This is a genomic window from Streptomyces sp. NPDC003034 (genome assembly GCF_053591375.1).
In genome coordinates this window covers 113,914-132,474 of sequence record NZ_JBSFTS010000005.1, presented here as the reverse complement: position 1 = coordinate 132,474, position 18,561 = coordinate 113,914, and the positions used below count along the sequence as shown (strand labels likewise).

16 protein-coding genes and 1 tRNA gene are annotated in these 18,561 nt (G+C 68.5%); 13 read left to right on the top strand and 4 right to left on the bottom strand.

Annotated features, from left to right (window positions below; genetic code table 11):
• Positions 1–211 precede the first annotated feature (211 nt).
• From ACWDX7_RS08425 to ACWDX7_RS08390, 8 genes are all read left to right on the top strand, one after another.
• On the top strand, positions 212–2,515 hold the full coding sequence (locus ACWDX7_RS08425) for an FdhF/YdeP family oxidoreductase (protein ID WP_451492212.1): 2,304 nt from the start codon (positions 212–214) through the stop codon (positions 2,513–2,515).
• 54 nt (positions 2,516–2,569) lie between these two features.
• On the top strand, positions 2,570–3,052 hold the full coding sequence (locus tag ACWDX7_RS08420; protein ID WP_451492213.1) for a PaaI family thioesterase: 483 nt from the start codon (positions 2,570–2,572) through the stop codon (positions 3,050–3,052).
• Between the two features lie 260 nt (positions 3,053–3,312).
• Positions 3,313–3,711: a hypothetical protein gene (locus tag ACWDX7_RS08415; protein WP_451492214.1), complete on the top strand. Its 399-nt coding sequence runs from the start codon at positions 3,313–3,315 to the stop codon at positions 3,709–3,711.
• A gap of 548 nt (positions 3,712–4,259) precedes the next feature.
• Positions 4,260–5,492 carry a branched-chain amino acid ABC transporter substrate-binding protein gene (locus ACWDX7_RS08410; RefSeq protein WP_451492215.1) on the top strand — a complete coding sequence of 411 codons (1,233 nt, stop codon included), beginning with the start codon at positions 4,260–4,262 and terminating at the stop codon, positions 5,490–5,492.
• Positions 5,493–5,608: 116 nt separating this feature from the next.
• The gene (locus ACWDX7_RS08405) at positions 5,609–6,541 is read left to right on the top strand and encodes a branched-chain amino acid ABC transporter permease (RefSeq protein WP_451492216.1); all 933 of its coding nucleotides are present in this window, start codon (positions 5,609–5,611) and stop codon (positions 6,539–6,541) included.
• A gap of 5 nt (positions 6,542–6,546) precedes the next feature.
• Positions 6,547–8,268, top strand: a complete 1,722-nt coding sequence (locus ACWDX7_RS08400; protein WP_451492237.1) for a branched-chain amino acid ABC transporter permease — start codon at positions 6,547–6,549, stop codon at positions 8,266–8,268.
• 5 nt (positions 8,269–8,273) lie between these two features.
• A complete protein-coding gene (locus ACWDX7_RS08395) occupies positions 8,274–9,164 on the top strand; it encodes an ABC transporter ATP-binding protein (RefSeq protein ID WP_451492217.1) in 891 nt (296 codons plus the stop codon).
• A complete protein-coding gene (locus ACWDX7_RS08390) occupies positions 9,161–9,877 on the top strand; it encodes an ABC transporter ATP-binding protein (protein ID WP_451492218.1) in 717 nt (238 codons plus the stop codon). Before ACWDX7_RS08395 ends, ACWDX7_RS08390 begins: the two co-directional genes overlap by 4 nt.
• A 105-nt stretch (positions 9,878–9,982) precedes the next feature.
• On the opposite strand, the gene ACWDX7_RS08385 is transcribed toward ACWDX7_RS08390, so the two are convergent.
• Entirely contained in the window at positions 9,983–10,636 is a 654-nt protein-coding gene (locus ACWDX7_RS08385) for an ANTAR domain-containing response regulator (RefSeq protein ID WP_451492219.1), read from the bottom strand.
• A 93-nt stretch (positions 10,637–10,729) separates the two neighbouring features.
• On the opposite strand from ACWDX7_RS08385, the gene ACWDX7_RS08380 reads away from it, so the two are divergent.
• Both ACWDX7_RS08380 and ACWDX7_RS08375 read left to right on the top strand, forming a co-directional pair.
• Positions 10,730–10,812, top strand: a tRNA-Leu gene (locus ACWDX7_RS08380).
• Between the two features lie 85 nt (positions 10,813–10,897).
• On the top strand, positions 10,898–11,686 hold the full coding sequence (locus ACWDX7_RS08375) for a helix-turn-helix domain-containing protein (protein WP_451492220.1): 789 nt from the start codon (positions 10,898–10,900) through the stop codon (positions 11,684–11,686).
• Between the two features lie 54 nt (positions 11,687–11,740).
• Here the strand turns inward: ACWDX7_RS08375 and ACWDX7_RS08370 are convergent, their stop codons facing one another.
• A complete protein-coding gene (locus ACWDX7_RS08370; protein ID WP_451492221.1) occupies positions 11,741–12,823 on the bottom strand; it encodes a serine hydrolase domain-containing protein in 1,083 nt (360 codons plus the stop codon).
• Between the two features lie 181 nt (positions 12,824–13,004).
• Positions 13,005–14,189, bottom strand: a complete 1,185-nt coding sequence (locus tag ACWDX7_RS08365) for a serine hydrolase domain-containing protein (RefSeq protein WP_451492222.1) — start codon at positions 14,187–14,189, stop codon at positions 13,005–13,007.
• Positions 14,190–14,332: 143 nt separating this feature from the next.
• On the opposite strand from ACWDX7_RS08365, the gene ACWDX7_RS08360 reads away from it, so the two are divergent.
• From ACWDX7_RS08360 to ACWDX7_RS08350, 3 genes are all read left to right on the top strand, one after another.
• A complete protein-coding gene (locus ACWDX7_RS08360; protein WP_451492223.1) occupies positions 14,333–15,580 on the top strand; it encodes a sensor histidine kinase in 1,248 nt (415 codons plus the stop codon).
• Between the two features lie 14 nt (positions 15,581–15,594).
• The gene (locus ACWDX7_RS08355; RefSeq protein WP_451492238.1) at positions 15,595–16,314 is read left to right on the top strand and encodes a response regulator transcription factor; all 720 of its coding nucleotides are present in this window, start codon (positions 15,595–15,597) and stop codon (positions 16,312–16,314) included.
• Between the two features lie 118 nt (positions 16,315–16,432).
• Positions 16,433–16,771, top strand: a complete 339-nt coding sequence (locus ACWDX7_RS08350) for a hypothetical protein (RefSeq protein ID WP_451492224.1) — start codon at positions 16,433–16,435, stop codon at positions 16,769–16,771.
• 228 nt (positions 16,772–16,999) lie between these two features.
• Here ACWDX7_RS08350 and pyk read toward each other — a convergent pair whose 3' ends face one another.
• Positions 17,000–18,427 carry a pyruvate kinase gene (gene pyk, locus ACWDX7_RS08345; protein ID WP_451492225.1) on the bottom strand — a complete coding sequence of 476 codons (1,428 nt, stop codon included), beginning with the start codon at positions 18,425–18,427 and terminating at the stop codon, positions 17,000–17,002.
• Positions 18,428–18,561 lie beyond the last annotated feature (134 nt).

Below are 18,561 nucleotides of genomic sequence, written 5' to 3'. Positions count from 1 at the left end.
CGTCCGCACCGACAATCCCGGACGGGCCGTCGCCCGGCCCCCGATGCCGGCGCCCCGTCCTCGATGTCAGCGGCGCGTGGCAGGATCGGACGTGTACGCCGGATACGCGCCGGATACGCACCGGACACGCGGCAACGCCGCCGCGCTGCCCGCAAGCCTGAACCGCAAGCCCGAACCGCAAGCTGGAACCGGAAGCTCGAAGGGGAGCGCCATGGCCGCCAAGCCGCCCGCAGGTGATCCGGTACAGGACGCGCCGCAGGTCGCGCCCCCGCAGCACGCGGCCGCCGGGCTGCCCGCCATCGGGCACACCCTGAAGATCGCGCAGCAGCAGATGGGCCTGGCGCGCACCGCCCGCACCCTGCTCAAGGTCAATCAGAAGGACGGCTTCGACTGCCCCGGCTGCGCCTGGCCCGAGGGAGACAAGCGGCACACCGCCGAATTCTGCGAGAACGGCGCCAAGGCCGTCGCGGAGGAAGCCACCCTGCGCCGGGTGACCCCCGCGTTCTTCGCCGCCCACCCGCTCGCGGACCTGGCCGGCCGCTCCGGCTACTGGCTCGGCCAGCAGGGGCGCATCACCCAGCCCGTGTACCTGGAAAGAGGGGTCCCCTCCGAGGGCGCCGAGCGGTACGAGCCGATCAGCTGGGAGCGGGCCTTCGCGATCATCGCGGAGGAGCTGACCGCACTGGACTCCCCCGATGAGGCCCTCTTCTACACCTCGGGCCGTACGAGCAACGAGGCCGCGTTCCTCTTCCAGCTCTTCGCCCGCGAGTTCGGCACCAACAACCTCCCCGACTGCTCCAACATGTGCCACGAGTCCTCCGGCTCCGCACTGAACGAGACGATCGGCGTCGGCAAGGGCAGCGTCTCCCTCGAAGACCTCCACCAGGCCGACCTGATCATCGTCGCGGGACAGAACCCGGGCACCAACCACCCGCGCATGCTCTCGGCCCTGGAACAGGCCAAGTCCGCCGGCGCGAAGATCATCTCGGTGAATCCGCTGCCCGAGGCCGGCATGGAGCGGTTCAAGAACCCCCAGCGCCCCCTCGGCATGATCAAGGGCACCGCCCTGAACGACCTGTTCCTGCAGATCCGCATCGGCGGCGACCAGGCCCTCTTCCGCCTCCTCAACAAGCTCGTCATCGAGAGCGACGGAGCCACCGACGACGCTTTCATCCGCGAACACACCCACGGATACGAGGAGTTCGCCGCCGCAGCACGCCAAGCCGACTGGGACGAGACGCTCACCGCCACCGGCCTGACCCGGCCCGACATCGAGCGCGCCCTCGCCATGATCCTCGCCTCCGAGCGCACCATCGTCTGCTGGGCGATGGGCCTCACCCAGCACAAGCACGCCGTCGCCACCATCCGCGAGGTCGTCAACCTCCTCCTGCTGCGCGGCGCCATCGGCCGCCCCGGCGCCGGCGTGTGCCCCGTCCGCGGCCACTCCAACGTCCAGGGCGACCGCACGATGGGCATCTTCGAGCGGCCCGCACCCGCCTTCCTCGACGCCCTCGACGAGGAATTCGGCATCACCTCGCCCCGGCACCACGGCTTCGACGTGGTCCGCTCCATCCAGGCCCTGCGCGACGGCCGGGCCAAGGTGCTCTTCGCCATGGGCGGCAACTTCGTCGGCGCGACCCCCGACACCGAGGTCACCGAGGCCGCGATCCGCCGCGCCTCCCTGACCGTGCACGTCTCGACCAAACTCAACCGCTCCCACGCGGTCACCGGCCGGCGCGCCCTGATCCTGCCCACCCTCGGCCGTACCGACAAGGACCTCGGGCCCGCGGCCCCGGGCAAGAAGCGGACCGCGCGGTTCGTCACCGTCGAGGACTCCATGGGAATGGTCCACGCCTCCCGCGGCAACCTCACCCCCGCCGGCCCCCACCTGCTCTCCGAGCCCGCGATCGTGGCCCGGATGGCCCGCGCGGTCCTCGGCGAGGCATCGAAGACGCCGTGGGAGGAGTTCGAGCAGGACTACGGGGCCATCCGCGACCGGATCTCCCGCGTGGTCCCCGGCTTCGAGGACTTCAACGCCCGCGCCGCCCGCCCAGGCGGCTTCACCCTGCCGCACGCCCCGCGCGACGAGCGCCGCTTCCCCACCAAGACCGGCAAGGCGAACTTCACCGCGGCGCCCGTCGAGTACCCCCGGGTTCCGGCGGGACGGCTGCTCCTGCAGACCCTGCGCAGCCACGACCAGTACAACACCACGATCTACGGCCTCGACGACCGCTACCGCGGCATCACCGGCGGCCGCCGTGTCGTCATGGTCAACCCCGAGGACGCGGCGGAACTCGGGCTGGCCGACGGCGCGTACACCGACCTGGTCAGCGAGTGGAAGGACGGCGTGGAGCGGCGCGCGCCCGGCTTCCGCGTCGTGCACTACCCCACGGCCCGCGGCTGCGCCGCCGCGTACTACCCGGAAACCAATGTGCTGGTCCCGCTCGACTCCACCGCGGACACCAGCAACACCCCTGCGAGCAAGTCCGTCGTCGTGCGCTTCGAACCGGCCTGATAGAACGACCTCAGGACAAGATGGTTAACGAGCGTTGACGAACGGAGCCGGCCCATGGGCGAGCAGCAGACCGTGAAGTTCCCGCAGGAAGTCCTCGACGAGTACGCGGCCCTGGGCATCGACCTGCCCGCGCTGTTCTCGGCAGGACACCTCGGCGAGCGGATGGACGTCCGCATCCTGGAGGCCTCGGCCGAGCGGGTGGTGGGCACCATGCCGGTCGAGGGCAACACCCAGCCGTACGGGCTGCTGCACGGCGGGGCCTCCGCCGTCCTGGCCGAGACCCTCGGCTCGATCGGCGCGATGCTGCACGGTGGCGTCACCAAGATCGCCGTCGGGGTGGACCTGAACTGCACCCACCACCGGGGCGCCCGCTCCGGCCTCGTCACCGGCGTCGCCACCCCCGTGCACCGCGGCCGCTCCACCGCCACCTACGAGATCGTGATCAGCGACGAGCAGGACCGGCGGGTCTGCACCGCCCGGCTGACCTGCCTGCTGCGCGCCGCCGGCCCGGCGGCGCAGGGCCCCGCCTCCGCCTGACCGCGCCCCTGCCCCTGCCCCTCGTCGCGGTCACGTCACAGCTCCCGGCAGGCCCGCACCCCGCCCACGCGGCGGGGTGCGGGCCTGCGCCGCTTGCCGGGGGTCGTGCCCGTGCTCGGGCCCGCCCGCTCCCGTCCGTCCGTCCGCCATCCCACCCGGGCACGCACCCGTCCGCGGGCCGCCGACCGGAATCGGCCAGTCCGCACACTTTTCGGCGTCCTTCTGTTGTGTCACCGATGGTGACCGCCTACCTTCCCCTCATGGGGATCCCGCCACGCACCACGCTCCGGTGCGCCGCCCACGCCCTCCTCGCCGCGCTGATCTTGTCCGGATGCTCCCGCTCCGCCCCATCGGCCACGGCCGGCTCCTCCCCCGCGCCCACCCCGTCCTCGCCCGTACAGATCTGCACAACTCTCGTGTCCTACTGGGCGAAAGAGACCCTCATGGGCACCAAGTGGTCCGGTCTGGACTGGGAACAGAAGGGGTTGTCCAACGAGCAGTACGCGATCCACGAGGACGCCGTCGCGGCCGGGCGCGCGGAAGAGCGAACCGCCGGGCGGGACAAGGCACTTGAGCTGATCGACCGGTTCACGGCGCAGCGCTGCGCGGAGCGCGGCGGCGCCACCGCGAGCTCCGGGACCGGGCCTCGCGCGACGTGAGCCGGGTCACCGGAATCCCGCGCGCGATGTCCGCGTACCGGTCAGCCGGGACGCCGGGACGCGGGGAAGGAACCGCAGGTCGAGGCCCCTTTCGCCCCCGGGGCGCGCTCGGTGCGGCCCTGCGGATCACCGCTTTCCGTCACTTTGCGTCACGCCAACGCCATCCGTAATCCTCTTTTTCCATGGGGAAATGCCACCCGTCGAATTTTTTCGGACACGCTCGGCCACATTCGGCCGAATTTGATCAAAGACAGGTGCATGGAGGCCTCAAGCCCCTTAGAGGAGCAGTCGATTCTCACCATGCGGACATTCTCTGACGTCGCAAAACGCCCGATTTGTCCACACTCCCAGCGCACATTCTCGGCCTTGGCATAACAAGAGCGTCACATCATTCTTTCCCCGCTCCCCGCTCCGCCACCTCGGGCCTAGAGTCACGGCCAGTCACCGCGCCGCAGAGCGCGAATCAGCACGGCCGTGGACCTCCCAGTGCGGCCCGGCGACCAAACGGCACCTCCACAGAGGGGGCCGCGCCAGGGAAAGGAAGAATCGTGCGACACCGTTCTTTGCTCGTCCTCACCACCGTGATCACCACGGGAGCACTGACCCTCACCGCTTGCGGATCGCGCGACGGAGGCTCCACCGACAACAGCGGCGGCAAGAAGACCGTCGTCGTCATCGGCGTGGACGCCCCCCTCACCGGTTCGCTCTCCGCGCTCGGACAGGGCATCAAGAACTCCGTCGACCTCGCGGCCAAGACGGCCAACAAGAACAACGAGGTCCCGGGCATCGAGTTCAAGGTCGAGGCCCTCGACGACCAGGCCGTCCCCGCCTCCGGCCAGGCCAACGCCACCAAGCTCGTCGGCAACAAGGACGTCCTCGGCGTCGTCGGCCCGCTGAACTCCGGCGTCGCCCAGCAGATGCAGGGCGTCTTCGCCTCCGCCAAGCTGGCCCAGGTCTCCCCCGCCAACACCAACCCGGCGCTCAGCCAGGGCGACAACTGGGGCAAGGGCGAGTTCAAGCGCCCCTTCGAGACCTACTTCCGCACCGCCGCCACAGACGTGGTCCAGGGCAAGTTCGCCGCCCAGTACCTCTTCAAGGACGCCGGCAAGAAGAAGGTCTTCGTCGTCGACGACAAGCAGACCTACGGCGCCGGCCTCGCCGCGATCTTCTCCGACGAGTTCAAGAAGCTCGGCGGCGAGGTCGTCGGCACCGACCACGTCACCGTGAAGGAGACCGACTTCTCCTCCACCGCCGACAAGGTCAAGTCCTCCGGCGCCGACTCCGTCTACTTCGGCGGCCAGTACCCCGAGGGCGGCCTGCTCGCCGACCAGATCAAGAAGACCGGCGCCAACGTCCCCCTCATGGGCGGCGACGGCATCCAGGACCCCGCCTTCATCAGCGCCTCCGGTGAGGCCAACGAAGGCGACCTCTCCACCTCCATCGGCTTCCCGGTCGAGAAGCTCCCCACCGCGAAGACCTTCATCGCGGACTACCAGGCCGCCGGCTACAAGGACCCCTACGCCGCCTACGGTGGCTACTCCTACGACGCCGGCTGGGCCCTGGTCCAGGCCGTCAAGGCCGTCGCCGCCGCCAACGGCGGCAAGCTCCCCGCCGACGCCCGCGCCAAGGTCGTCGAGGCACTCGGCAAGGTCTCCTTCGAGGGCGTCACCGGCAAGGTCGCCTTCGACCAGTACGGCGACACCACCAACAAGCAGCTCACCGTCTACAAGGTCGAGGGCGGCAAGTGGGTCGACGTCAAGAGCGACACCTTCAACGAGTAAGCCCGTAGCACCCAGCACCATCCGCAACACGCGTAACACCTAAACCACGCCGCGCGAGGGCGCAAACAGCGCCCTCGCGCGGAGTCTTATCCGACACGCTCATCGGAGGCCCTGCGGTGCACGAACTGCCGCAACAGCTGGCCAACGGCCTGGCCCTCGGTGCTCTCTATGGCCTCATCGCCATCGGGTACACCATGGTCTACGGCATCGTCCAGCTCATCAACTTCGCCCACGGCGAGATATTCATGATCGGCGGCTTCGGCGCACTCAGCGCCTACGCCCTCCTCCCGACCGGCACCTCCCTGCTGATCGCGATACCCATCATGATCATCGGAGGGGCACTCGCCTCCGTCGCCGTAGCCACCGCAGCCGAACGCTTCGCCTACCGCCCCCTGCGCAGCGCCCCCCGGCTCGCTCCCCTCATCACCGCAATCGGCCTCTCGATCGCGCTCCAGCAACTCGTCTGGCAGTTCTACCCGGACGCCAAGAAGGCAGTCAGCTTCCCCGAATTCACGGGCGCATCCTTCAAGATCACCGACAGCCTCGCGATCCAGCGCGCAGACGCCTTCGTCCTCATCCTCGCCCCCCTGTGCATGCTCGCCCTCGGCGTCTTCGTCTCCAAGAGCCGCAGCGGCCGCGCCATGCAAGCCACCGCACAGGACCCCGACACCGCGAAGCTGATGGGCATCAACACCGACCGCATCATCGTCATGGCCTTCGCCATCGGTGCCGCGTTCGCCGCCGTCGCCGCCGTCGCCTACGGCGTCGACAAGGGCCAGATCAACTTCGAAATGGGCTTCATCCTCGGCCTCAAGGCCTTCACCGCAGCCGTCCTCGGCGGCATCGGCAACATCTACGGCGCCATGGTCGGCGGCGTCGTCCTCGGACTCGCCGAAGCACTCTCGATCGCCTACATCGAAGAGATCCCCGGCATGCAGCAGCTCGGCGGTGGAGCCTGGTCCAACGTCTGGGCGTTCGTACTCCTCATCGTCGTCCTCCTCGTGCGGCCACAAGGCCTGCTCGGCGAGCGCGTCGCGGATCGGGCGTGAGAACCATGACCACCAACACCACCCCGCAGACCGACACCGCGAAGCAGGGCCCCGCCCCCACCACGCTCCTGTACACGGTCATCGGCGGCAGCCTCCTCACCGCCATCAGCGTCTTCCTCGCATGGACCTGGACCGCCGAATTCCCGGGTGACCTCACCTACTACGGCAGCCCGGCCCCCATCCAATTCCTCAGCCTCGTCAGCGCCGCCCTCACCCTCGCCTACGCGCTCTCCGCACTCGGCATCAAGGGCCTGCGCTGGCTCACCCCCACCGGCGCCCGCAAGCCCCTGTTGATCCTCGCGCTCGGCACCCTCGCCGGCACCTGGTTCACCGTCCTCTCCATCGCCTGGGTCCTCGGCGGAGTCGTCCACCTCGAACCCGGCGCCCTCGTCGCCCTCGTCGGCTCGCTCATCCCAGCCCTCGCCGCGCACAAGCTCCCCGACGACAGCCACAAGGCAGCCCCCGCCAAAAAGCTGCCCTCCTGGGCCGAAATCCTCATCATCACCGGCGTCTTCGCCCTCGGCCTCTACGCCGTCACCTTCGGCATCGACACCGACGACAAAGAACCGCAGCTCTTCGTCACCTACCTGATCATCGTCGGCTTCGCGGCCTTCGCCCTGCTCAAAGCCGGCCTCTTCGACCGACTCGGCACCCTCACCGCGAACAACCGCCAGGTCACCCTCATCGGGACCGCCGCCGCCGCGATCGCCTTCCCCTTCATCCAGCAGAGCGGCGACACCTACACCCTCATCGCGGTCAACATCCTGATCTTCGCGACCGTCGCCCTCGGCCTCAACGTCGTCGTCGGCCTCGCCGGCCTCCTCGACCTCGGCTACGTCGCCTTCCTCGGCGTCGGCGCCTACGCCGCCGCCCTCGTCTCCGGAAGCACCGCCTCCGCCTTCGGCATCCACCTCCCCTTCTGGGCAGCGGTCATCGTCGGCGCCCTCGCCTCCCTCATCTTCGGCGTGGTCATCGGCGCACCCACCCTCCGCCTGCGCGGCGACTACCTCGCCATCGTCACCCTCGGCTTCGGAGAAATCTTCCGCATCGCCATGGGCAACCTCGACGGCACCTCCGGCCCGGACATCACCAACGGCCCCAACGGCATCCCCAACATCCCCCACCTCGACCTCTTCGGGTGGAACTTCGGGGAATCCCACGACGTCCTCGGCATCACCCTCGGCGCCTACGCCAACTACTACTTCCTGATGCTGCTCGTCATGGCCCTGGTCGTCCTGGTCTTCGCCCGAGCCGGCAACAGCCGCATCGGCCGCGCCTGGGTCGCCATCCGCGAAGACGAGACCGCCGCCGAAGCCATGGGCATCAACGGCTTCAAGGTCAAGCTCATCGCCTTCGCCCTCGGCGCCACCCTCGCCGGCCTCGCCGGCACCGTCCAAGCACACGTCAACACCACGGTCGTCCCCGAGAACTACGTCTTCGCCGGACCCGTCCCGCCGAACTCCGCGTTCCTCCTCGCCGCCGTCATCCTCGGCGGCATGGGCACCATCCGCGGCCCCATCCTCGGCGCCGCACTCCTCTTCCTGATCCCGGCGAAACTGGCCTTCCTCCAGGACTACCAGCTCCTCGCCTTCGGCATCGCCCTCATCCTGCTCATGCGCTTCCGCCCCGAAGGCCTCATCGCCAACAAGCGCGCGCAACTCGAGTACCACGACGACACCGCTGGCCAGGCCCCCACGGACCCGGCCACCGCCAAGGCGGGGGCGTGAACACCATGACCACCACAGACACCACCACCACGACCACCGTCCTCGAAGCCAGCGGCGTCACCATGCGCTTCGGCGGCCTCACCGCCGTCAAGGGCGTCGACCTCAAGGTCAACGCCGGCGAGATCGTCGGCCTCATCGGCCCCAACGGCGCCGGCAAGACCACCTTCTTCAACTGCCTCACCGGGCTGTACGTCCCCACCGAAGGCACCGTCAGCTACAAGGGCACCGTCCTGCCGCCCACACCCCACAAGGTCACCGCAGCAGGCGTCGCCCGCACCTTCCAGAACATCCGGCTCTTCCACAACATGACCGTGCTGGAAAACGTCCTCGTCGGACGCCACACCCGCACCAAGGAAGGCCTCTGGTCCGCCCTCCTGCGCGGCCCCGGCTTCAAAAAAGCCGAAGCCGCCAGCGAAGCACGCGCCATGGAACTCCTGGAGTTCATCGGCCTCCAGCACAAGGCCGGCCACCTCGCCAAAAACCTCCCCTACGGCGAACAGCGCAAGCTCGAAATCGCCCGCGCCCTCGCCAGCGACCCCGGCCTCATCCTCCTCGACGAGCCCACCGCCGGCATGAACCCGCAGGAAACCCGGGCGGCCGAAGAACTCATCTTCGCCATCCGCGACATGGGCATCGCCGTCCTCGTCATCGAGCACGACATGCGCTTCATCTTCAACCTCTGCGACCGCGTCGCCTGCCTCGTCCAAGGCGAAAAGCTCATCGAAGGCACCGCCGCGGAAGTCCAGGGCGACGAACGCGTCATCGCCGCCTACCTCGGCACCCCCTTCGAGGGCGCCCCGGGCGAAGAAGAAGTCGCCGAGGTCGAAGCCGCCGAAGCCCACGCCGAAGCGGACAGCACCACCAGCACCACCAGCACGGAAGGAGAGGCCAAGTGACCGCACTGCTCAAGGTCGAAGACCTCAAAGTCGCCTACGGCAAGATCGAAGCCGTCAAGGGAATCTCCTTCGAAGTCAACGAAGGCGAAATCGTCTGCCTCGTCGGCACCAACGGCGCCGGCAAGACCACCACCCTGCGCACCCTCTCCGGGCTCCTCAAACCCACCGCGGGCACCATCACCTTCGACGGCAAGCCCCTCGCCGGCGTCCCCGCCCACAAGATCGTCTCCATGAAGCTGGCCCACTCCCCCGAGGGACGCCACATCTTCCCCCGGCTGACGATCGCCGAAAACCTCCAGCTCGGAGCCTTCCTCCGCACCGACAAAGAAGGCATCGAAAAGGACATCCAGCGCGCCTACGACCTCTTCCCCATCCTGGGCGAACGTCGCAAGCAGGCCGCCGGCACCCTCTCGGGCGGCGAACAGCAAATGCTCGCCATGGGCCGCGCCCTCATGTGCCAGCCCAAACTGCTCATGCTGGACGAGCCCTCCATGGGCCTCTCCCCCCTCATGATGCAGAAGATCATGGCCACCATCGCCGAACTCAAGGCCACCGGCACCACCATCCTGCTCGTCGAGCAGAACGCCCAGGCCGCACTCTCCCTGGCCGACCAGGCACACGTCATGGAAATCGGCAAGATCGTGCTCTCCGGCACCGGCCAAGACCTCCTCCACAACGAGGACGTCCGCAAGGCCTACCTCGGCGAGGACTGAACCACCACGCACCACCCACACGTGAGGCCCGCCTCCCCTCGGGGGGAGACGGGCCTCACACCTGCACCACGCCATCAAAGACCACCGGCGCACCGGCACGCCCCGCTACCCCTTGGCAGCGTTCTTCTTCTCCTCGGCATCCTCGATGACCGCCTCGGCAACCTGCTGCATCGACATCCGCCGGTCCATCGACGTCTTCTGAATCCAACGGAACGCCGCCGGCTCACTCAGCCCGTACTGCGTCTGCAGAATGCTCTTGGCCCGGTCGACCAGCTTCCGCGTCTCCAGCCGCAGCGAAAGATCCGCGACCTCCTTCTCCAACGCCCGCAGCTCCGCGAACCGCGACACCGCCATCTCGATGGCCGGCACCACGTCACTCTTGCTGAACGGCTTCACCAGGTACGCCATGGCCCCGGCGTCCCGCGCCCGCTCGACCAGGTCGCGCTGCGAGAACGCGGTCAGCATCAGCACCGGGGCGATGGACTCCTCCGCGATCTTCTCCGCGGCGGAGATCCCGTCCAGGACGGGCATCTTCACATCCAGGATGACCAGGTCCGGCCGGTGCTCCCGCGCCAGCTCCACGGCCGTCTGCCCGTCCCCGGCCTCCCCGACGACGGAGTACCCCTCCTCTTCGAGCATCTCCTTGAGGTCAAGACGAATGAGCGCCTCGTCCTCGGCGATGACGACACGCGTCGTCAGCGGCGGAACGTGCGGCTGGTCGGCGTCGGGCGTGGGCGTCGACTCGTGCTCGGCGGTCACGGAGGGCTCCTCTTTGCGGGGCTGTGCTGCTTGGATGAGCCTACCTAGGAGCGCCGCCGCATGGTCACCCGGTACACTCCGACGTGCGACCCTGCCGGGTTGGTGGAATGGCATACACGGATGTCTCAAACACATCTGCCCGTGAGGGCTTGCGGGTTCGAGTCCCGCACCCGGCACAATGCCCCAAAGCGGACGTTCACCTTCGCGTGAACGTTCGCTTTTTGCTACGCACTGCCACGCATGTTCACGCACAGTAGAGCCATGCAACTCCACAGCCTTGAGGTGCGGCAAAAGGCCCTCACCCTATTGCGCGGCGGCACGCCGAATGCCGAGGTCGGTCGCCGCCTCAATGTGCCGCTGGGCACGATCAGCTACTGGGAGCACGTAGACCGAGCCAAGCGGGGCGAGTGCCCCGGTCCTCACCAGCCGGACTGCCCACGCTGCCATTCCAGCCCCCTTGACGCGCGGGCCTACGCCTATCTTCTGGGCCTGTATCTCGGGGACGGCCACATAAGCCAGTACTCGGACCATCGCGTGCCCAGCCTCATGATCACCTGCTGTGACGGTTGGCCTGGACTCATAAGCCTCGCTGAACAAGCCGTACGACAGGTGCTCCCCTTCAATCGGGTATGCCGTGTGCAGAGAACCGGATGCCAGAACGTCAAGGTGTACTCGAAACACTTGACCTGCCTGTTCCCGCAGCACGGGCCCGGTAAGAAGCACGAGCGGCGCATCGTCCTCGAAGGCTGGCAGCAGGAGATCGTTGACGCTCACCCGTGGGAGTTCATCCGGGGGCTCATCCACTCGGACGGGTGCCGGATCACCAACTGGACGACCCGCCTGGTCGGCGGGGAGCGGAAGCGGTATGAGTACCCCCGGTACTTCTTCACGAACAAGTCGGACGACATCCGGAAGCTCTGTACCGACACGCTCACCCAGGTCGGTGTCGAGTGGACGGTCCTCGCGCGGGGCAGTGACCCGTTCAACGTGTCGATCGCGCGCAGGGCGTCCGTCGCTCTGATGGATGCGCACATCGGGCCGAAGCACTAGCCGGGACTTGTCCGGGTCCAGCGGTTGTTGTGCCCAGGACGCACTCGGCGGGGTTCAGCGGCAGAGGGCGCTGTCCACCGCGCGTTCGAGGCCCCTCCGGCCCGCCTCGTCGGTGAGTTGCATGGTGACGGCGACGTTGGTGGCGCGGCCGTCGTCGGTGGCGCCGCCCCGGGTTTCGTAGCCGGGGAAGCTGCCGCCGTGGCCCCAGGAGAGGCCGCCGCAGGGTAGGGGCCTGCTGACGAGTCCGAGTCCGTAGCGGGCGCCGGGGCCGAAGGTGGTTTCGGCGGGGATGGTGGTGCGCATTTGGGTGAGCTGGGCGGGGGGCAGGAGGCGGCCGTTGAGGAGTGCGGTGAAGAAGCGGTTGAGGTCGGTGTTGGTGGAGATCATTTGGCCTGCCGCCCAGGCCCAGGAGGGGTCGATCTCCGTGATGTCGTGCGGTGGTGTGTCGGCCGTTGCCCGGTGGTAGCCGTGGGGGTGGGGTTCGTGGATGGTGGCGTCGCGGGGGGCGGGGAAGTAGGTGTGGCGTAGTCCGGTCGGCTTGATGATGCGCCGGTTGATCTCTTCGGGCAGGGGGTGGCCGGTGATTTTCTGGATGAGCAGGCCGGCGAGTACGTAGTTGGTGTTGCTGTATTTCCACCGTGTGCCGGGGGTGAAGTCGGCCGGGTGCTGGAGGGCTGTGGTGAGTAGTTGGTGGGGGTCGTAGGGGCGGATGTCGTCTCCGAGGTGGTCGGTGTAGTTGGGGAGTCCGCTGGTGTGTTGGAGGAGTTGGCGGACGGTGATGTGGCGTCCGTCGATGCCTTGCCCTCGGACGAGGTCGGGTAGGTAGGTGTCGATGGTGGCGTCCAGGTCGATTTTTTGTTCGGCGGCGAGTTGGAGGGCGATGACCGCGACGAAGGTTTTGGTGTTGCTGCCGATGCGGACTTGTCCGTCGGCGGGTACGGGTTCGCGGGTGGTCAGGTTGCCGAGGCCTGCGGTGTGGGTGCGGGTGTGGCCGTGACGGTTTTGGACGCTTGCGAGTGCGGCGGGTGTCCCGTGGTCGCGTACGAACGTGTTCAGGCTGTGCTGGATGGTGTCGGGCTTGGCGGTGGCGGTGGGGGGTGGAGCGAGGGCGCCTAGTGTCATGAGGCCGATGGCCATCGCGGGTGTGACGAGTGGGGTGCGTCGTCGGCTGCGTTGTTGTGCGGCGGGCGGGTGTGGTCCTGGCCGTGTCGGTCGGCTCATGGGTCAATTCCTGACCAGTCGGTGGGTGGTTGTTGGGGTGGCCTGGGTGGTTTCCAGGTCATCGGGTTGGGGTCGTCTGTTTGTGCTGGGGTCTGGTTCAGCCGCACAGGGCCTTGTCGACGGCGTCGTTGACGTGTTCCGTGGCGGTCTTGTCCGTCGGGATGCTGGTGACGGTGAGGTTGGCGGCGCGGCCGTCGTCGGTGGCGCCGCCTCGGGTTTCGTATCCGGCGATGTCGCCGCCGTGGCCCCAGTAGACGCCGCCGCAGGACAGTGGCCGGCTCGTGAGTCCCAGTCCGTAGCGGAGGCCGGTGGTGCCGGCGGGGATGGTGGTGCGCATCTCGGCGAGTTGGGCGGCGGGGAGGAGGCGGCCGGTGAGGAGTGCGGTGAGGAAGCGGTTGAGGTCGGAGTTGGTGGAGATGAGCTGGCCTGCGGCCCAGCCTGCGGAGGGGTCCATCTGCGTGTAGTCGTGCAGCGGTCCGTCGGCCGTGGTGCGGTGGTATCCGTGGGGGTGGGGCTTTCGGATGGTGGTCTCGCCGGGGGCGGGGAAGTAGGTGTGGCGTAGTCCGGCCGGTTTGATGATGCGTCGGTCGATTTCTTCGGCGAGGGGGCGGCCGGTGGTTTTCTGGATGATGAGGCCGGCGAGGAGGTAGTTGGTGTTGCTGTAGGCCCATGTCGTGCCGGGGGCGGTGTGGGCCTTGTTGCGGAGGGCGATGTCGAGTAGTTCGCGGGGTTCGAAGTACCGGTTTCGGATTTCGTCGTCTTTGAAGTGGGCGCTGTATTCGGGGAGTCCGCTGGTGTGCTGGAGGAGTTGGCGGACGGTGATGTGGCGTCCGTCGATGCCTTCTCCGCGGACGAGGTCGGGCAGGTAGGTGTCGACGGTGGCGTCGAGGTGGATCTTTCCTTCGCTGACGAGTTGCAGGATGACGACGGCGGTGAAGGTCTTGGTGTTGCTGCCGATCCGTATGTGGCCGTCCTTGGGTACTTTTGTGCCGGTGGTGAGGTCGCCGACTCCGGCGGTGTAGGTGCGGGTGTGGCCGTTGCGGTCTTGGACGGTGGCCAGCGCGGCGGGCATGGCGTCGTCGCGTACCAGTGTGTTCAGGGCTTGCTGGACGGCGTCGGGCCTGGTGGCGGGGGTGGTGGCGGCGGGTGGGGCGAGGGCGCCGAGTGTCATGACGCCGATGGCCGCGGCGGCCACGGCGGCTGCGGCGGCCGCGGCTCGTCGTCGCCTGCCGGTCTGCTGGCGGGTCGGGGAATCGGGGCTTTGCGGGGTCTGGGTGTGCATGGGTCGGCTCCTGGGGGATCGTTGGTTGGTTGGAGCACGATCCTGGTTCCCGGGGGCCTGTGTGCGCATCGCGGGAAGGTGGGGGAAGCTGCTCCCCCGATCGGGGGAGGCTGCCGGTGGGCTGCCCGGTGATACTGGCGGCCATGATCAGGGGAATCGGGCCGCTGCTGCGCGGCTCCACGTATTCGGGTGTGCTGTTCGCCTTGTGCGGGGCGCTGGCGAGCCTTCCGTTGTTGCCGCTCGCGCTGTTGCCGGCGTTGTCGCGGCCGTTCGTGCCCGAGGGCGTGCAGGTCGTGCTGGTGCTGTTGCTGTGGGCGGTACTGGTGGGGGTGGTGGGGCTGGCGCGTCCGGTGCGGCGGGCGATGGTGGTGTCTGCCCGTCGGTTGCTGCGGGTGCCGTTGCCGGATCCGGTGGCCGGTCGCGGGGCTTCTGGTTCGGGTGGGCTTGATCGCTGGCGGACTCCGTTTTGGCTGGTGTTGCACGCGGCTGTCGGGTGGATGGGGGCGTTGGCGGGCGGGGTGTTGTTGGTCATGGGCCTTTCGCTGCCGGGGAACTGGCTGGGCGGGGAGGTGCGGGCGGGTCTGTTCGGCATGTCGGTGCGGGTGTCGGGCGGGTGGAGCTGGGTGGTGGGGGCGGTGTGCGTTCTGCTGGCGGTGGGGGTGTGCGTGCTGATGACGAAGGCGCTGCGGTGGTCGGCGCCGCGGTTGTTGGGGCCGTCGGCGGCTGAACGGCTGGCGTTGGCGGCCGAGCGGGAGCTGCTGTTGGCGGAACGCAATCGGATCGCTCACGAGTTGCACGACTCGATCGGGCACACGTTGACGGCGGCGACCATTCAGGCGGCTGTGGCGGGTGAGTTGCTTTCGGCCGATCCGGTGGCGGCGCGGGCGGCCATGCGCAGCATTGAGGAGTCGACGCGGGTGGCGCTGGAGGATTTGGATTACGTACTGGGTGTGCTGCGCGAGGAGCAGTCGGGGACGGCGCCGGCTCGGACTTTGGGTGACCTGTCGGAGCTGTTGGACCGTTTGCGGCACGCGGGGGCGGTGGTGGAGCCTGAGTTGTCGGGTGAGTTGGGGCAGGTGCAGGGGACGCTCTCGCGGGCGGCGTACCGGATTCTTCAGGAGGGGCTGACGAACGCGCTGCGGCACGGGGCGGGTGGTCCGATCGGGGTGCGGGTGGCGGTGGGGCCGGGTGGTGTGGATCTGGCGGTGGTCAATCGGATCGGGGATCGGACGGGGCCTGGTCCGGGGCGGGGTGGTTTTCGGAGCTCAGGGCATGGTCTGCCGGGATTGGCTGAGCGTGTCCGGTTGCTGCACGGTGAGTTCGAGGCGGGTGCGGATGGGACGGGGCATTGGCGGCTGGTGGTCCGGTTGCCGGTGCGGGCGTCGGCGTGAGCGGGTCGGACGGGGTGGGAGGCGTAACCCTCTCGGCACCGGCCGGGCCCGCAGCGGCCGGGCCGGACGTCACCGGTCCGGACGTCACGCTGCTGATCGCGGACGACGACGAGGTGACCCGCAGTGGCCTGCGCGTGCTGCTCGCCGCGCAGCCGGGGATCGCGGTGGTCGGCGAGGCCGCCGACGGTGTGGAGGCGGTCGAACGGGCGCTGAGCTTGCGGCCGGACGTGGTGCTGATGGATGTCCGGATGCCGCGTCGCAATGGGATCGAGGCCACGCGCCAGCTGCTGGCCGAAGCGGCCGATCCGCCGAAGGTGGTGGTGATCACCACCTTCGAGAATGACGGCTACGTCACGGCCGCCCTGAGCGCGGGCGCCAGTGGGTTCGTGCTCAAGCGTCTGCCGGTGCGCCGGATCGCCGAGGCGGTCCGGGTGGTGGCGGTGGGCGAGGCGGTCCTGTTCCCGGCCGCGCTGGGGCGTATGGTCGCTCCCCGCCCGCTGGGTTCCGCCGAGGCCCTGCCGCAGGCCGCCTTGACGGGCCGGGAGGAGGAGGTTCTGCGGCTGATGGCCACGGGGCTGTCCAATCCGGAGATCGCGCAGTCACTCGGGGTGAGCCTTGAGACGGTCAAGAGCCATGTGGGGAACGTTCTGACCAAGTTGGGCGCGCAGAACCGGACGCATGCGGTCGTGATCGCGTACGAGTCGGGCCTGGTGGTCCCGGGTTTCGCCGGCTGACGGCTGGTTGTGCGGCGGCCGCCTCGGCCCGGTCACCCGTAGGTTCGGCCGACTGGGGGCCGAGCCGGTGGGGGGTGGACGCCGTGTGGCTGGCTAGGGTTCTGGGGAGGAGGCGATCATGGGCATTGAGCTGGAACTGCATTCCACCCGGCCGACGCGGTACAACTGGGACACGTCCCGGACCACGTTGCTGCACGGGTCGTATGAGCACGGTGAGGCGCTGGCGCAAGTGTTGGGCGCGTTCAGGATGGATCGTCCCGGTCGGTTGGGGTGGGTGGCCCTGTACGGCAACACGCTGTTCAACGGGCAGGAGGCGCAGGCGGCGCTCAGGGAGGTCGCCGGTCTGTTGGAGGGGTGTGCCGATGAGGCGCAGGCGGCGGCGGTGGGTGACCTTGAGGCGTTGCTGAAGTCTTGTGCGGTGACGCCGGGCAGTTGCCTGTGGTTCATCGGGGACTAGGCTGACGGCCCGCCAGAAGCGTGGGCGAGGTCCATGTGCTCACGGTACGTCCGGACCGGAAGGTCGTCGGGGGGTGACGCGGCGTCCTCTGAAGGACGCCGCGGCCGACCGCCCGCGGATGCAGGGCGTGCGGGGTCTCGCCGCTGGTCTGGGAGGCGGTCGAGTGGAGCGTTCCGTGCGGCTTTGTCTCCCGGGGGCGGCCGGGGCGGTGCGGTCGGGGTGTGGGGTTCAGCGGACGGTGTCGCCGATGTGGTGGATGCGGACGAGGTTGGTGGATCCGGCGACGCCGGGGGGCGAGCCGGCGGTGATCACGACGACGTCGCCGGGGACGCAGCGGCCGATGCGCAGGAGTTCCTCGTCCACCTGGGCGACCATGGCGTCGGTGGAGTCGACGTGGGGGCCGAGGAAGGTTTCGACGCCCCAGGTGAGGTTGAGTTGGGAGCGGGTGGCGGGGTCGGGGGTGAAGGCGAGGAGGGGGATGGGTGAGCGGTAGCGGGAGAGCCGGCGGACGGTGTCTCCGCTCTGGGTGAAGGCGACGAGGAATTTGGCGCCGAGGAAGTCGCCCATTTCGGCGGCGGCGCGGGCTACGGCGCCGGCTTGGGTGCGGGGCTTGTTGCGCTCGGTGAGCGGGGGGAGGCCCTTGGCGAGGATGTCTTCTTCGGCTGCTTCGACGATGCGGGCCATGGTGCGGACGGTTTCGACGGGGAATTTGCCTACGCTGGTCTCGCCGGAGAGCATGACGGCGTCGGTTCCGTCGATAACGGCGTTGGCGACGTCGGAGGCTTCGGCGCGGGTGGGCCGGGAGTTGTCGATCATCGAGTCGAGCATCTGGGTGGCGACGATGACGGGCTTGGCGTTGCGCTTGGCGAGTTTGACGGCGCGCTTTTGGACGATGGGGACTTGTTCCAGGGGCATTTCGACGCCGAGGTCGCCGCGGGCGACCATGATGCCGTCGAAGGCGGCGACGATGTCGTCGATGTTTTCGACGGCCTGGGGCTTTTCGATCTTGGCGATGACGGGGAGGCGGCGGCCTTCTTCGGCCATGATGCGGTGGACGTCGTGGATGTCGCGGCCGCTGCGGACGAAGGAGAGGGCGATGACGTCGGCGCCGGTGCTCAGGGCCCAGCGGAGGTCTTCGATGTCCTTGTCGGAGAGGGCGGGGACGGAGACGGCGACGCCGGGGAGGTTGAGGCCCTTGTGGTCGGAGACCATGCCTCCTTCGATGACGAGGGTGCGGACGCGGGGGCCGTCGATGCCGATGACCTGGAGGGTGACGCGGCCGTCGTCTACGAGGATGCGTTCGCCGGTGGTGACGTCGGCGGCGAGTCCCTTGTAGGTGGTGCCGCAGGTGTGGCGGTCGCCTTCGAGGTCTTCGACGGTGATGGTGAATTCGTCGCCGCGTTCAAGGAGTACGGGTCCTTCTCGGAAGCGGCCGAGGCGGATCTTCGGACCTTGAAGGTCGGCGAGGATGCCGACGCTGCGGCCGGTCTCGTCGGAGGCCTTGCGTACGCGCTGGTAACGCTCCTCGTGTTCGGCGTAGGTGCCGTGGCTGAGGTTGAAGCGGGCGATGTCCATGCCGGCTTCGACCAGGGCTTTGATCTGGTCGTATGAGTCGGTGGCGGGGCCCAGGGTGCATACGATTTTCGCTCGGCGCATGGGACGAGCGTATGCCCCTACCAGGGAGTAGGAAATTGGTTCCGGGTGTCCAGTCAACAACCTTTGGGGAAAAGCTTGTTGACAACTGTTGAATGTGCATGGGGGTGCTCTGATGAGCACCCCCAGTGGTGCGT

What these genes read in the sequence shown, in the direction of transcription:
- ACWDX7_RS08395 (WP_451492217.1), top strand. Translation starts at nt 8,274, where the DNA reads ATGACCACCACAGACACCACCACCACGACCACCGTCCTCGAAGCCAGC.
- ACWDX7_RS08425 (WP_451492212.1), top strand. Translation starts at nt 212, where the DNA reads ATGGCCGCCAAGCCGCCCGCAGGTGATCCGGTACAGGACGCGCCGCAG.
- ACWDX7_RS08415 (WP_451492214.1), top strand. Translation starts at nt 3,313, where the DNA reads ATGGGGATCCCGCCACGCACCACGCTCCGGTGCGCCGCCCACGCCCTC.
- ACWDX7_RS08350 (WP_451492224.1), top strand. Translation starts at nt 16,433, where the DNA reads ATGGGCATTGAGCTGGAACTGCATTCCACCCGGCCGACGCGGTACAAC.
- ACWDX7_RS08375 (WP_451492220.1), top strand. Translation starts at nt 10,898, where the DNA reads ATGCAACTCCACAGCCTTGAGGTGCGGCAAAAGGCCCTCACCCTATTG.
- ACWDX7_RS08360 (WP_451492223.1), top strand. Translation starts at nt 14,333, where the DNA reads ATGATCAGGGGAATCGGGCCGCTGCTGCGCGGCTCCACGTATTCGGGT.
- ACWDX7_RS08400 (WP_451492237.1), top strand. Translation starts at nt 6,547, where the DNA reads ATGACCACCAACACCACCCCGCAGACCGACACCGCGAAGCAGGGCCCC.
- pyk (WP_451492225.1), bottom strand. Translation starts at nt 18,427, where the DNA reads ATGCGCCGAGCGAAAATCGTATGCACCCTGGGCCCCGCCACCGACTCA.
- ACWDX7_RS08365 (WP_451492222.1), bottom strand. Translation starts at nt 14,189, where the DNA reads ATGCACACCCAGACCCCGCAAAGCCCCGATTCCCCGACCCGCCAGCAG.
- ACWDX7_RS08420 (WP_451492213.1), top strand. Translation starts at nt 2,570, where the DNA reads ATGGGCGAGCAGCAGACCGTGAAGTTCCCGCAGGAAGTCCTCGACGAG.
- ACWDX7_RS08370 (WP_451492221.1), bottom strand. Translation starts at nt 12,823, where the DNA reads ATGGCCATCGGCCTCATGACACTAGGCGCCCTCGCTCCACCCCCCACC.